Genomic DNA, 13902 nt, shown 5'->3' with positions numbered 1-13902 from the left:
CGGCCTACCGTTGGTGCATGCCATTGGAGGAGATCGGCTGGCTGCGCAGGGGGGCATGCCGCACCAGCGACCCTGACCTCTTCTTCCCCCTGGCCCCCACCCCGCCGCAGGAGGCCCGTGCGAAGGCGATCTGCGCCGGCTGCCAGGTCGTGGAGGAATGCCGCGCGTACGCCTTAGAGGCCGGCGAGTCCGAAGGCATCTGGGGCGGCCTCACCCCGGAAGAACGCCGCCGCACCCGCCTCACGCGCCCCACCGCCTCCTGACCACCCCACCCGCGGGGTCTTGGGGGGCGGCGAGGCGGGCGAAGAGGTAGCCGAGGGAGTTGGTGGCGAGGTGGAGCATGGCGGGGGTGAGCAGGCCCCGGCGCCGGCGCAGCTCGCAGAACAGCACTCCGGCCGCCGCCGTCGACACGACACTCCCCACGACCACCCGGGCCACGTCGAGCCGCCCGGGCGACTCTCCGGCCGTCAGCGCGCCCAGCGCCGGGTTGGCCCGCGCCATGTCGATCGACGGCAGGATGTGCCACAGCCCGAACAACCCGGAGGAGACGGCCGTGGCGGCGGCCGTGCCGTGGCTCTTGCGCAGCATGCCGTACAGCGCCCCCCGGAACCCGACCTCCTCCAGCAGCACCGTCCCCAGGGGGACCTGAAGCAGCGCCTCCTCGAAGACCCGGGCACGCGACAACGACAGCGCCCGCTCGTCGTGGAAGAGCGGCCTCGTACGCGGCGACGCCACCCCCACGGTGTAGACCGCGGCCACCGCCGCCGCCAGCACACCCCCCGCGACCGCTCCCCGGCGCCCGTCCTCGAACCCGATCTCCTCCCACGTCAGCCCGGACTTACGGGCCATCGCGACGAGCGCGCCGGTGGCGAGGGTGGACGTCAGAGGTCCCAGGCGGGGGACGACCTTGTTGTTGAGCACGTTGGCGGCGGCCAGCACGGCGATCGAGCGGAGCAGCATCCTTGCAGGCTACGTCTCACCTCACGGAAAGACGCCCGCACGCTTCTCCTCAGCCCGCATCGGGGGTGCTCGGCGCTTTGGCCGGCGGGGTGAGCGGCGAGCCTTCGCCCTCGTGCCGCTTGGTTCAATGTCCTGAGGCCGTGAGAGGGTCTGGGGGTCAGGCGGTGGGGACCACCTGGAAGCCTTCGGCGTATCGACCCTCGCCGAAGCCGGCCTGTTCGGCCCAGGCGCCGAAGCGGCTCTTGACGAAGTCGGCGAAGCCTTCCACGTGGGCGACCTGGCTCACGTGCGACTGCAGCGCGGCGAGCTTGCGGTCCATCGAGGCGGTGATGTCCACCCAGTGGTCGGGGGTGGGGCCGCCGTTGAGCCACACCTCGCGGACGGTCCACGCCTCCAGGCCCTCGTCCTTGAGCAGCTCGGGGAACGCGTAGGGGTTGCGGGCGTCGGGGTAGACGGCGTCGAGGGCGGCGCCGCCCACCGCGCGGTGGTCGGGGTGGCTGGGGGCGATGAACTGGTAGTTGCGGTCGGGGTGGTGGGTGATGACGAGGTCGGGTTTGACCTGGCGGATCACCCGGGCGATGTCGCGCCGCAGCTCAAGCGTGGGGGTCACCTGGCCGTCGGAGTAGCCGAGGAAGCGTACGTCGCTGACGCCCACGGCCTTGGCGGCGGCGAGCTGCTCGGTGCGGCGGAGCTCGGCCATGCCGGAGTTGTCGAGCGTGCGCTCGTTGCCGCCCGCGTCGCCGTCGGTGACCAGCAGGTATGTGACCTCCACTCCCCGGTCGGCGAACAGCGCGATGGTCCCGGCGGAGCCGAAGTCGGCGTCGTCGGGGTGGGCGCTCACCACGAGCACGCGGTTGATCTCGCTCTCAGGCAGCATGATCCCTCTTTCCTGACATTCTGTGGGGGTCAACCGGCACCCTCTCGTCGGCATTCCGGGCGCCTTTTGTCGGTGGAGCGTCTTACCCTGGGTGGGTGCCGACCCAAGTCTCTGTTGACCACCCCTTGCTCGATGGCCTCAATCCGCAGCAGCGCGAGGCCGTGATCCATCATGGCAGTCCCCTGCTCATCGTGGCCGGGGCGGGCTCGGGGAAGACGCGGGTGCTCACGCACCGCATCGCCTACCTGCTGGCCGAGCGCGAGGTGCATCCCGGCGAGATCCTCGCCATCACCTTCACCAACAAGGCCGCCAAGGAGATGAAGGAGCGCATCGACAAGCTGGTCGGCCCGCGCTCGCGGGCGATGTGGGTGATGACGTTCCACAGCGCCTGCATGCGGATCCTGCGGCGTGAGGCCAAGCGGCTGGGGTTCCCGTCCAGTTTCTCCATCTACGACCAGGCCGACTCCCAGCGGCTGATGGCCATGGTGTGCAGGGAGATGGACCTCGACCCCAAGCGCTATCCGCCGCGCTCGTTCTCCGCGCAGGTGAGCAACTTCAAGAACGAGCTGGTCGACTACGAGAGCGCGATCGACCGGGCGGGCTCACACCTGGAGAAGACGCTCGCGCAGGCGTACAAGGCCTATCAGCTCAAGCTGACCGAGGCCGGCGCGATGGACTTCGACGACATCATCATGAACACGGTGACGTTGTTCCAGCTCTTCCCCGACGTCGCCGAGCACTACCGGATGCGGTTCAGGCACGTGCTCGTCGACGAATACCAGGACACCAACCACGCCCAATACATCCTGATCAGGGAGCTGGTGGGGCATCCCGAGCTGCGCACCGACGACGGCGAGCTGGTGCGCTCGGGGTCCGACATGTCGGAGCTGTGCGTGGTGGGCGACGCCGACCAGTCGATCTACGCCTTCCGCGGCGCGACGATCCGCAACATCCTGGAGTTCGAGCGCGACTATCCCGACGCCCGCACGATCCTGCTGGAGCAGAACTACCGCTCGACCCAGAACATTCTGGCCGCCGCCAACGCGGTCATCTCCCGCAACGAGTCGCGCAAGCCGAAGAACCTCTGGTCCGACCAGGGCGACGGCCCCAAGATCGTGGGCTACGTCGCCGACAACGAGCACGACGAGGCCATGTTCGTGGCCCAGGAGGTCGATCGGCTCAGCGACGAGGAGGGGGTCAAGCCGGGTGAGGTGGCGGTGTTCTACCGCACCAACGCGGCCTCCCGGGTGTTCGAGGAGATCTTCATCCGCACCGGGCTGCCCTACAAGGTGGTCGGGGGCGTGCGCTTCTACGAGCGCAAGGAGGTCAAGGACCTGCTGGCCTACCTGCGGGTGCTGGCCAACCCCAACGACGTGGTGTCGCTGCGGCGCATTCTCAACGTGCCCAAGCGCGGCATCGGCGAGCGGGCCGAGGCGATGATCGAGGCGTTGTCGTCGCGCGAGCGCATCTCGTTCTGGGACGCGCTGCGCCGCGCCGACGAGGCCCACGGCATGGCGACGCGCTCGCTCAACGCCGTACGCGAGTTCGTCGCGCTGCTCGAGGAGCTGATCGGCAAGGCCGAGGGGGTGCCGCCGTCGGCGCTGGCCGAGGAGGTGCTGGTCGCCACCGGCTACCGCGCCGAGCTGGAGGCGTCGGAGGACCCGCAGGACGAGTCCCGCCTGGAGAACCTCAACGAGCTGATCTCGGTGGCCTCGGAGTTCGAGGAGGCCAACCCGGAGGGCACGCTGGTCGAGTTCCTTGAGCAGGTGTCGCTGGTGGCCGACGCCGACCAGATCCCCGACTCCGACGGCGGGCAGGGCGTGGTGACGCTGATGACCCTGCACACCGCCAAGGGGCTGGAGTTCCCCGTCGTGTTCCTGACGGCGATGGAGGACGGCGTGTTCCCCCACGTGCGGTCGCTGGGCGAGCCGAAGGAGCTGGAGGAGGAGCGGCGGCTGGCCTACGTCGGCATCACCAGGGCCCAGCAGCGGCTCTACCTCACCAGGGCGGCCGTGCGCAGCTCGTGGGGCGCTCCGTCGTTCAACCCCGCGTCGCGGTTCGTGAACGAGGTGCCGGGCAAGCTCATCGACTGGCGTACCGACCCGGAGAAGTCGGCCTGGAGCGCGGCCACGCGGCGCGAGCCCGCCGCGCGCCCCGCCCCGGCCAAGAGCGGCGGTGGCGGGCGGACGGTGCCGACGCTGGCGCCCGGTGACCGGGTCTCGCACGACAGTTTCGGGCTCGGCACGGTGGTGTCCGTCGACGGGGTCGCGGAGAAGACCAAGGTGAAGATCGACTTCGGCAGTGGCGGGGAGAAGACGCTGCTGCTGTCGTACGCGCCGCTGGAGAAGCTCTAGACGGCGCAGGGCCGCACCCCCTGGCGTGGGTGTGGCCCTGCGGTGTCGTCGAAGCGGGTCGAGTCCGTCAGCTCTTCAGGGCGCTGCCCTTCTTCCACTGGGTCCAGTTGAGCTGCCAGTAGCTCCAGCCGTTGTTCCACTGGAGCTTGCGCTTGGTGCCGGTGATCTTCACGACGTCACCGCGCTGGGCGATCGTGTAGAACCACTTGGCGCCCGCCGGGGTGGCCCGCACGCAGCCGTGGCTCTGGTTGGAGCGGCCGAGGAAGTGGTAGTAGCCGGCGCTCTGGTGGACGTACTCACCGCTGTCGGAGATCCGCACGGCCCACGGGATCTCCTCCTTGTAGTAGCGCGGGTCCTTGGGGTCCGTGACGCCCATCCAGGACGACGTCATGGTCTCCACGGCCTTCTTGCCCATGGTGAGGTGGGTTCCGCTGGTGGTGAGGTAGACGTCCACGCCGTTGCGGACGAGCCCGCCCTTGCCGGCGCTGATCGGGATCTTCTTGGCCAGCTTGCCGTTGCGGTACACCTTCATGTGGTGCTTGCGGGTGTCCACGACGGAGATGTTCTTCGCACCGACCGCGAACCTGCGCGAGACGTTCTTGGCGCCGGTGTTGCCGGGCAGCTCCGACAGCCGCGCGGTGAAGAGCACCTTCTGGTACGGCTGCCAGTACGTCTTCGTCCGGTAGATCACCTTGCGCTTCGACACCCAGCGCCAGGCCCCATCGACCGGCTTGTCGGGCTTCACCTCGAGCAGGGCCTCGACGTCGGCCTTGTTCTTCACGTCACGGTCGAAGGTGACGATGATCGGGAATCCGACGCCGACCTTCTCAGTCTTCTCCCCCATCGGGGTGATGTCGGCGATGCCCAGCGTGACCTTCTTGCGAGCCGTACCGGAGGCGGTGGGGCTCGGCGTCGGGGTGGGGGCGGTCGTGACGGCCGCCGGGGCGACGACGACGGGGGTCTGGGCTCGGGATACGGGGGCGCTCTGTGCCGCGCAGGCCGACGCGGCGGCGAGCGCGACCAGTGCCGGAAGCATCCGGGTGACGCGCATCAAAGGGGTTACTCCTGGACTGAGTGCTTTCGACTACCTCCTTGTGAGACAACCGGGACGGTCGATTCGTGTGCGAAATGGTGATTACTATCCTGTAACGATCCAAATTTGAACAAACCGCTGGTCAGAAGCGGCGTCCGAAAGGAAGGGCTTCAGACGAGCCTGCGGGCGGTCGCCCAGCGCGACAGCTCGTGCCGGTTCGACAGCTGGAGCTTGCGCAACACCGACGACACGTGCGTCTCGACGGTCTTGACCGAGATGAACAGCTCCTTCGCGATCTCCTTGTACGCGTAACCGCGCGCGATCAGCCGCAGCACCTCGCGCTCGCGCTGGGTGAGCGAGTCGAGCTCGGGGTCGATGGACGGCGCCTCGGAGGAGGCGAACGCGTCCAGCACGAACCCGGCGAGCCGCGGCGAGAACACCGCGTCGCCCTCGGCCACCCGGTTGATGGCGTCGGTCAGCTCCTTGCCGCTGATGTTCTTGGTGACGTAGCCGCGGGCCCCGCCCCTGATCACCCCGATGACGTCCTCGGCCGCGTCGGACACCGACAGCGCCAGGAACCGCACCTGCGACCCCGAGCCCAGCACCCGCCGCAGCACCTCCTGGCCGCCGCCGCCCGGCATGTGGACGTCGAGCAGGACCACGTCGGGCTGGTGCGCGGCGATCGCCTTGACCGCCGTCTCGACGTCCTCGGCCTCGCCGACGACCTCGATCGAGTCGCCCAGCTCGGCGCGCACGCCCGACCGGAACAACCGGTGGTCATCGACGATCAGTACGCGCGTCATGCCTTCTCCACCTTCATCGTCAACATCACTTCCGTGCCCTCACCCGGCGCGGTGCGTACGCGGGCCGTGCCGCCGTGCCGCTCCATTCTGCCGATGATGGACTCCCTGATGCCCATCCGGTCGAGCGGGATCGCGTCGAGGTCGAACCCCTTGCCCCGATCCTTCACGAAAATCGTGACTTCTTCACCCTCGACCTCCGCGTACACCGAAATGGACGGACTCTCAGAGTATTTCGCCGCGTTGACCATCGCCTGGCGGGACGCCTTGAGCATGGCCGCGAGCTTGCCCGCCGCGTCGAGGTCGATGTCGCTCACGCAGACCACCTCGATGGGCACGCCGTGCGCGTCCTCCTCCTCGGCGGCGATCCTGCGCACGGCCGCCGCCACCGTCGCGTCGGCGTCCTGCGCCGGCTGGTAGAGCCAGTTGCGCAGCTCGCGCTCCTGCGAGCGGGCCAGCCGCGACACCTCACGCGGGTCGTGCGCCACCCGCTGGATGAGCGTCAGCGTGTGCAGCACGGAGTCGTGCACCATGGCCGCCACCTCGGCGCGCTCCTCCTGCCTGATGCGCTCGCGGCGCTCCAGCTGGAGCTCCTTCCACAGGCCCGCCAGCCAGGGGGCGGCGATCACCGCCAGGCCGCCCACGACCACGATGGTGAACATCAGGCCCGGCCTGGCCTGGGCCAGCTCGCCCTGCGAGTACAGGAAGCCGACCGCGCCGGTCACCACCAGCGCGATGCCGAGCAGCGTACGGACGCGGTTCTTCCTGATGCTCAGCGCCGCGCCGCTCATCCAGCTCCGGCGCCGCTCCGGGTCGGCCTGCTGCCACAGGATCAGCGCGCCGATCCCGCCCACCGCGAACGGCAGCAGGCCGATGCCGCCCTGCGAGGCCCCCGTCAGCAAGCCGAACGCCAGCACCGCCACCCCGATCGCGGTGAACGCGGCCAGCTGACTCCAGTCGCGCGGCGGCACCTGCCCCTCGTACGGCTCGCGCGGCGTCACCATCCACAGCACCGCGTACGCCGGCGCGCCCGCCCAGCCCACGGCGGTGAGCAGCACGAACATCAGCCTGATCACGACCGGGTCGAGCTTCAGCTGGGTCGCCAGCCCCTGGGCGACACCACCGAGCAGGCGTCCCTCCATGGGGCGTTGCATCCGGCGAAAGGGCTTGTCGCCGCTCTGCTCGGCGAGTGTCTTCTGGTCAGCCATAACATGGCCATGGTCACACGTCCCGGGCCACATGGGCATCAGGGAACAACCCCCGGGTCCTGTCAGGGGTCTCCCGGATGCGGGCGTCGCACGCGTGGGTCACGATGGTACGCATGACAGAAGCACCGCCAAGGCAACCGGCTGCTCCCCCCTCCCAGCTGCGACGCAGCGGCGAGGGACGCTTCCTCATGGGAGTGTGCGCGGGGCTCGGGCGGCACACCGGCATTGACCCGGTGGTGTTCCGCGTCGCCTTCGCGGTGCTCCTGCTCGGTTCCGGCATCGGGCTTTTCCTCTATCTCGCGGCGTTCCTGCTGATGAAGGAGCCGAATGGGCGGCCCGGCATCATCGAGCAGTGGACGCGGCGCGACTTCGACGCCGAGACCGTGCTGGTGCTGCTGACGGCGGTGCTGGCGTTCGGCCTGGCGATCAACGTGGCCACCGTGTGGCTCGACACCGGCTCGCTCGTGGTCGGCGTCTTCCTGGCGGTGTCCCTGCTGGCGGCCCACACGAACGGCGTCGATCTGGTGGGCCTGGCCCGCTCGATGCCCGAACGCCTGAGCCGCCGCCGCTCACCCGAATCGGGGGCCTTCGACTCGGCCCCGTCCGACACCACCACTTCGGTCCCTGCCTCGCCTTCGGCCACCGTCCCAAGCCCGGAGCGCACCGACGCCCCCGTCGACGCAGGGACGACCGACCGTACCGAAGCGCCGGCGAAGGCGCCGCAGGAGCGCGAGGCGGCTCTGCGGCAGGAGGGGGTGCCCGTCGAGGAGGCGGTCACGGAGACGGGCGCGGAGACGGGCGCGGAGACGGGCGCGGAGGCCGACGGCGAGGCGACCCGGCGGGTCGGCGACAAGCCGGCCTGGAACGTCGAGGGGTTGCGTCAGACGGCGGAAGGCGTGCGTGACGCCGCCTACCAAGCCAGGCGCCACCGCCAAGGGCAGTCGAGCGAACCTCTCCCGCCCCCGAGCGAACCAGTCACCGGCGCAGGCACGTCCGGTGCGGGGGCCAGGGATTGGGAGGAGCGGCTGCGGTGGCGGGAGCAGTTCGAAGGGCCCGTTTCGCCGGAGGCGGTGACGGCCGAGCATCCGGTGCCGAAGCGGCCCCGCGACTACCGTCCTGACCCGCCGACCGCGATCGACCACAGTCAGGGCGAGCCGTTCGCGCCGCACGGCCCGTACCGGCCGCTGGATCCGGCCAGGCGGGCCGGGTACTCACCGTACGACCCGGCGTTCTACGGCCGCCCCCCGATGCCGGTGCATCAGCGGCGGCCGCAGCGCCGGCCGCAGCCGAAGTCGTACATCGGCGCTATCACTGTCCTGCTGGCCATCATCATGGGAGGGATCGTCGTGGCCGTCCAAGCCAGGTCGGCCGCCGGAGTGAGCCCCACCATCGTCGGCGGCGCCATGCTCATCACCTTCGGCGCGGGCCTGCTCGTGGCCGCCTGGTGGGGCAGGGGCGCCGGCCTGGTCGCGGGGGGCACGACGGTCGCGCTGCTCATAGGGATGGGGTTGATGCTGGGCGGCGTGCCGAAGAGCATCGGCCCGTCGGATTGGACGCCGACGAGCGTGGCGGAGGCGGGCAGACTGTACGACGTGGGCCTGGGCGACGGCCGGCTCGACCTTTCGGAGCTGGCGCTGCCACCGGGGACGAAGGTGACGTTCAACGCGGCGGTGCAGGCGGGCGAGCTGGAGGTGATCGTGCCATCGACGGTCAGGGTCGAGGTGCACGCGACCAACAAGGTGGGCGACATCATGATCGGCCAGTCCCTGCGCGGCGGCGTGGACCTGCGGATCAACCGCGTGCTGGAGCCCGAGGTCAAGCCGGAGGGCAAGCTGTCGACGATCGTGCTCAACCTCAAGGGCGGCCTGGGCGACATGACGGTGCGTCATGCGGCGTGATCTGGAGGAGCGGCCGCGCCGGCTGCACAGGACCGACTGGATGGCGCTGCTGAGCGGTGTCCTGTTCATCGTTTTGGGAATCTTGACGGTGACCCGCGCGATCACGGATCCGCTGGTCCTGGTGGGCGTGCTGGTGCTGGGGCTGGCCTTCGCGGGGCTGGTGGCGATCATCGCCAGGGTGTTTCGCGGTAAGTGACCCTTGACCGGGAAAAACACCGGCGTAGGTTCGGAGTGTCCGCTTTTCCCCTGCTCCTGAGGGAGGACGTATGCCCCGAATCACCGTCACTGTCGACGGGGTCACGTACGAGGAGGACGTCGAGCCGCGGCTCCTCCTCGTTCACCTGCTACGAGAGCGGCTGGGCAAGACCGGCACCCCCATCGGTTGCGACACGAGCAACTGCGGCGCGTGCACGGTCATGCTCGACGGCAAGAGCGTCAAGAGCTGTTCGGTCCTGGCCGTGCAGGCCGACGGCTGCGACGTCGTCACGATCGAGGGTCTCGGCACGAACGGCGCGATGCATCCGATGCAGCGGGCCTTCCACGAAGAGCACGCCCTGCAGTGCGGCTACTGCACGCCCGGCATGGTCATGGCCGCGATCGACCTGCTCAGGGACGACCCTGAGCCGTCGGAGGAGACGATCAGGCAGGGGCTGGAGGGCAACCTCTGCCGCTGCACCGGATACTGCAACATCGTGCGGGCCGTCCGCAGGGGCGCCCAGGAGATGGGGCAGGCGGTGAGCACGTCATGACCGTCCAGGAGGTCGGCCGGCCACGCAGGCGGAAAGAGGACACCAGGCTGCTGACGGGGCGCACGCAGTGGACGGACAACCTCTCCAGGCCCGGGATGCTGCACGTGATGTTCCTGCGCAGCCCGATGGCGCACGCGCGCATCACGCGGGTCGACGTCTCAGGGGCACGCGACCTGCCGGGGGTGGTGGCGGCCTTCAGCGGCCAGGATCTGGCGGCGGAGCAGGGCAGCCTGCCGTGCGCGTGGCCGGTGACCGAGGACGTCGTCATCCCCGACCATCCGCCGATGGCGGTGACGGAGGTCAGGTACGTCGGCGAGGCGGTGGCCTGCGTGATCGCGACCGACCGGTACCGGGCGGCGGACGCGCTGGACGCGATCGAGGTCGACTACGAGCCGCTGCCCGCGGTGCTCGACATGAACGAGGCGCTGGCACCGGACAGCCCGAAGGTGCACGAGGCGGGCAACAAGGCGTACAGCATGCAGATCACCTCGGGTGACATCGAGGCGGCGTTCAGGGACGCGCCGGTCGTGATCGAGCGGACGTTCACCCAGCAGCGGCTCATCCCGAGCGCGATGGAGCCGCGGGCGGTGCTGGCCGACACCGACGGCGAGTCGTACACGCTGTGGACGTCCTCGCAGATCCCGCACGTGCTGCGGGTCATGCTGGCGGTGACGACCGGCATCCCCGAGCACAAGATCCGGGTGGTCGCGCCCGACGTGGGCGGCGGGTTCGGCTCGAAGCTGCAGGTCACCGCGGAAGAGGTGCTCTGCCTGCTGCTGGCGCGGCGGATCGGCAGGCCGGTCAAGTGGACGGAGTCGCGGTCCGAGGGCAACCTGACCGTGCATCACGGCCGCGACCAGATCCAGCACCTCCGGCTCGCGGCCGACGCCGACGGGCGCATCCGCGGCCTGCGGGTGGAGCTGATCGCCGACATGGGCGCGTACCTGCTGCTGCTGACGCCGGGCATCCCGCTGCTCGGCGCGTCGATGTTCAACGCGATCTACAAGATGGACGCGTACGCGTTCGGCTGCACGGGCGTGTTCACCACGAAGATGCCCACGGACGCCTACCGGGGCGCGGGCCGGCCCGAGGCCACGTTCGGCATCGAGCGGATGATGGACGAGCTGGCCGCCGAGCTGCGCATGGACCCGCTGGAGGTGCGCAGGCGCAACTGGATCAGGCACGAGGAGTTCCCGTACACCACGATCTCGGGGCTGACGTACGACTCGGGCAACTACGAGGCGGCGACCGAGCGGGCGCTGTCGTTGTTCGGCTACGACAAGCTGCGCGCCGAACAGGCCGACCGGCGTGACAGGGGCGACCCGGTGCAGCTCGGGATCGGGGTGAGCACGTACACGGAGATGTGCGGGCTGGCGCCGTCGCGGCTGCTCGGCGAGGGCCGCTTCGGGGCGGGCGGCTGGGAGCACGGCGAGGTGCGCATGCTGCCCACGGGCAAGGTCGAGGTCGTCACCGGCAGCTCGCCGCACGGGCAGGGCCACGTGACGTCGTGGAGCCAGATCGTGGCCGACGCGCTGGGCGTGCCGTTCGAGGACATCACGGTGCTGCACGGCGACACGGCGATCGCGCACAAGGGCATGGACACCTACGGCTCGCGCTCGCTGGTCGTCGGCGGGATCGCGGTGCTGAAGGCGTGCGAGAAGGTCAAGGACAAGGCGCGCGTGCTGGCGGCGCACCTGCTGGAGTGCTCGCCCGACGACCTGGAGTTCGAGGCGGGGACGTTCAAGGTGCGCGGCACCGACTCGGGCAAGACGATCCAGGAGCTGGCCTTCGCCGCGTTCACCGCGCACGACCTGCCCGACGGGGTGGAGGCGCGGCTGGACTCCGTGGCCACGTTCGACCCGGAGACCTACTCCTTCCCGCACGGCACCCACCTGTGCGCGGTGGAGGTGGACACCGAGACAGGCCGGACGAGGATCCGCTCGTACGTGGCGGTGGACGACATCGGCAAGGTGATCAACCCGCTGATCGTGGAGGGCCAGCTGCACGGCGGCATCGCGCAGGGCATCGCGCAGGCGCTGTTCGAGGAGGCCGTGTACGACGCCGAGGGCAACCTGCTGACCACGACCATGGCCGACTACCTGCTGCCGTCGGCGGCCGACCTGCCGGACGTCACGCTCGACAGGACGGAGTCGCCGGCGACCAGCAACCCGCTGGGCGCGAAGGGCGTGGGCGAGGCGGGCACGATCGCCTCGACCCCGGCCGTGGTGAACGCGGTCGTGGACGCGCTGCGGCCGTACGGGATCGACGACGTGCGCATGCCGTGCACGCCGGAGCGGGTCTGGAGAGCCCTCCAGGAGCGGGCGCAGGAAGGAGAGCGGCCATGATCCCCGCGCAGTTCGCGTACGTGCGTCCCGGCTCGGTCGCCGAGGCGTGCGAGGTGCTGGCCGGTGACGAGGACGCCAAGGTCCTCGCGGGCGGGCAGTCGCTGCTGCCGCTGCTGCGGCTGCGGCTGGCGTACCCGTCCGCGCTGGTGGACGTGGGCCGGCTGGAGGAGCTCAAGGGCGTGCACGACCGGGGCGACCACGTCTTCATCGGTGCGCTGACCACGCACGACGAGGTCATGCGCTCCCCGGTGGTGACGACGGGCTGCCCGCTGGTGGCGCTGGCGACGGCGCACGTGGCGGATCCGGCGATCAGGCACCGGGGCACGTTCGGCGGCTCGCTGGCGCACGCGGACCCGGCGGGTGACCTGCCGGCCGTGGTGCTGGCGCTGGACGGCGTGTTCGTGGCGGTCTCGGCGCAGGGCGAGCGGGAGATCCCGGCGTCGGAGTTCTTCGTGGACTACTGGGAGCCGGCGCTGGCGCAGGGCGAGATCCTGGCCGGCGTGAAGATCCCGAAGCTGGGTGACGGCTGGGGCTTCCACTACGAGAAGTTCCACCGCACCGCGCAGGCGTGGGCGATCGTCGGCGTGGCGGCCGCGGTCAAGCGCTCGAACGGCTCGATCGCCGAGGCCAGGATCGGGCTGACGAACATGGGCGCGACCCCGCTGCGGGCCGGCGCGACGGAGGCCGCCCTGACCGGCGTGGAGCTGGGCGACCAGGTTCGCCAGGCGTGCGACGAGGCGGCGGACGGCACCTCGCCCCCGTCGGACCTGCACGCCCAGCCGGACTACCGGCGGCATCTGGCCAGGGTGCTGACCTATCGCGCGGTCCGTGCCGCGGCTGGTGCGCCCTGACGACGTGACGGGGGCGTCCCTCTTCCGGGGCGTCCCCCTCGCGACGTAGTGTCACAGGCATCGGCGGAAGGAGCGGATCGATGGCGATGCGGTTCGAGCACGAGTTCACTGTTCCCGTCCCGATCGAGCAGGCCTGGGCCGTGCTGCTCGACGTCGAGCGGGTCGCGCCGTGCCTGCCTGGGGCGACCTTGGACATCGTCGAGGGTGACGAGTTCACCGGCAGGATGAAGGTCAAGGTCGGGCCCATCACGGTCACCTACCGGGGTTCCGCCGAGTTCGAGGACGTGGACAAAGACTCCTACTCGCTCACCATCCGAGCGTCGGGCAAGGAGGCCAGAGGCTCGGGCACGGCCTCTGCCACGGTCAAGGCCCGCATGCAGCCGCGCGACGACTCCACGCTGGTCACCGTCGAGACCTCGTTCAACGTCACGGGCCGGCCCGCGCAGTTCGGGCGGGGCGTGATGGCGGAGGTCGGGGGCAAGCTCATCGAGAAGTTCGCCGGCAACCTGGCCGAGCTGCTGTCGGAGCCCACTGTCGAGCTCAAGGTGACGCCCGCCGAGCAGGAGCAGCAGCAGCAGGAGGAGGAGCGGCATCTGAGCGCGGTGCCGGAGCCCGAGCCGGTGCAGGAGCGGCGGGTGGGCTCGCTGCGCTCGTCGCGCACGCCCGACGAGGAGGCGCTCGACCTGCTGGAGATCGCCGGGCAGCCGCTGCTGAAGCGGGTGGCGCCGATCGTGGGCGGATTCGCCGCACTCCTTGTCATCATTTGGGTGATTCGTCGCCTGACGCGCTGATTTTGGGCAAATAGTCCATCAAGTCCGGTCACTTCC

13 protein-coding genes are annotated in these 13902 nt (G+C 70.1%); 8 read left to right on the top strand and 5 right to left on the bottom strand.

Going from position 1 to position 13902, the window contains the following annotated elements:
• Nucleotides 1–17: 17 nt before the first annotated feature.
• Nucleotides 18–263 (top strand): WhiB family transcriptional regulator, encoded by a 246-nt coding sequence (locus ABZW11_RS00245; protein ID WP_355410967.1) that lies wholly within the window; start codon nucleotides 18–20, stop codon nucleotides 261–263.
• Here the strand turns inward: ABZW11_RS00245 and ABZW11_RS00240 are convergent.
• Nucleotides 241–960: a CPBP family intramembrane glutamic endopeptidase gene (locus ABZW11_RS00240; RefSeq protein WP_355410965.1), complete on the bottom strand. Its 720-nt coding sequence runs from the start codon at nucleotides 958–960 to the stop codon at nucleotides 241–243. The genes ABZW11_RS00245 and ABZW11_RS00240 overlap by 23 nt on opposite strands.
• Nucleotides 961–1117: 157 nt before the next feature.
• Nucleotides 1118–1837 carry a PIG-L deacetylase family protein gene (locus ABZW11_RS00235; RefSeq protein WP_355410963.1) on the bottom strand — a complete coding sequence of 240 codons (720 nt, stop codon included), beginning with the start codon at nucleotides 1835–1837 and terminating at the stop codon, nucleotides 1118–1120.
• Nucleotides 1838–1962: 125 nt separating this feature from the next.
• On the opposite strand from ABZW11_RS00235, the gene pcrA reads away from it, so the two are divergent.
• Nucleotides 1963–4191: a DNA helicase PcrA gene (gene pcrA, locus ABZW11_RS00230; RefSeq protein WP_355412004.1), complete on the top strand. Its 2229-nt coding sequence runs from the start codon at nucleotides 1963–1965 to the stop codon at nucleotides 4189–4191.
• Between the two features lie 67 nt (nucleotides 4192–4258).
• Here pcrA and ABZW11_RS00225 read toward each other — a convergent pair whose 3' ends face one another.
• The 3 genes from ABZW11_RS00225 to ABZW11_RS00215 form a co-directional block, all read right to left on the bottom strand.
• Nucleotides 4259–5242: a L,D-transpeptidase gene (locus ABZW11_RS00225; RefSeq protein ID WP_355410961.1), complete on the bottom strand. Its 984-nt coding sequence runs from the start codon at nucleotides 5240–5242 to the stop codon at nucleotides 4259–4261.
• 152 nt (nucleotides 5243–5394) lie between these two features.
• Nucleotides 5395–6027 (bottom strand): response regulator transcription factor, encoded by a 633-nt coding sequence (locus ABZW11_RS00220; RefSeq protein ID WP_237106330.1) that lies wholly within the window; start codon nucleotides 6025–6027, stop codon nucleotides 5395–5397.
• The gene (locus ABZW11_RS00215) at nucleotides 6024–7232 is read right to left on the bottom strand and encodes a PspC domain-containing protein (protein WP_355410959.1); all 1209 of its coding nucleotides are present in this window, start codon (nucleotides 7230–7232) and stop codon (nucleotides 6024–6026) included. Before ABZW11_RS00215 ends, ABZW11_RS00220 begins: the two co-directional genes overlap by 4 nt.
• Nucleotides 7233–7309: 77 nt before the next feature.
• Here ABZW11_RS00215 and ABZW11_RS00210 point away from each other — a divergent pair, with 77 nt between their 5' ends.
• From ABZW11_RS00210 to ABZW11_RS00185, 6 genes are all read left to right on the top strand, one after another.
• Nucleotides 7310–9130, top strand: a complete 1821-nt coding sequence (locus ABZW11_RS00210) for a PspC domain-containing protein (RefSeq protein WP_355410957.1) — start codon at nucleotides 7310–7312, stop codon at nucleotides 9128–9130.
• Entirely contained in the window at nucleotides 9120–9326 is a 207-nt protein-coding gene (locus ABZW11_RS00205) for a hypothetical protein (RefSeq protein ID WP_355410955.1), read from the top strand. Before ABZW11_RS00210 ends, ABZW11_RS00205 begins: the two co-directional genes overlap by 11 nt.
• A gap of 70 nt (nucleotides 9327–9396) precedes the next feature.
• Complete coding sequence (locus ABZW11_RS00200; protein WP_355410953.1) at nucleotides 9397–9879, top strand: (2Fe-2S)-binding protein; 483 nt, start codon at nucleotides 9397–9399, stop codon at nucleotides 9877–9879.
• Nucleotides 9876–12224, top strand: coding sequence for a xanthine dehydrogenase family protein molybdopterin-binding subunit (locus ABZW11_RS00195; RefSeq protein WP_355410951.1), 2349 nt, complete (start codon nucleotides 9876–9878; stop codon nucleotides 12222–12224). The genes ABZW11_RS00200 and ABZW11_RS00195 overlap by 4 nt, the downstream gene beginning before the upstream one ends.
• Nucleotides 12221–13075 carry a xanthine dehydrogenase family protein subunit M gene (locus ABZW11_RS00190; RefSeq protein WP_355410949.1) on the top strand — a complete coding sequence of 285 codons (855 nt, stop codon included), beginning with the start codon at nucleotides 12221–12223 and terminating at the stop codon, nucleotides 13073–13075. Before ABZW11_RS00195 ends, ABZW11_RS00190 begins: the two co-directional genes overlap by 4 nt.
• Nucleotides 13076–13155: 80 nt before the next feature.
• Nucleotides 13156–13866: an SRPBCC family protein gene (locus ABZW11_RS00185; protein WP_355410947.1), complete on the top strand. Its 711-nt coding sequence runs from the start codon at nucleotides 13156–13158 to the stop codon at nucleotides 13864–13866.
• The last annotated feature ends 36 nt before the right edge of the window (nucleotides 13867–13902 follow it).

Source organism: Nonomuraea sp. NPDC004580, assembly GCF_040609855.1.
Taxonomy (GTDB): domain Bacteria; phylum Actinomycetota; class Actinomycetes; order Streptosporangiales; family Streptosporangiaceae; genus Nonomuraea; species Nonomuraea salmonea.
The sequence above is the reverse complement of the archived record's forward strand: the minus strand, read 5'-3'. Positions and strand labels throughout refer to the sequence as shown.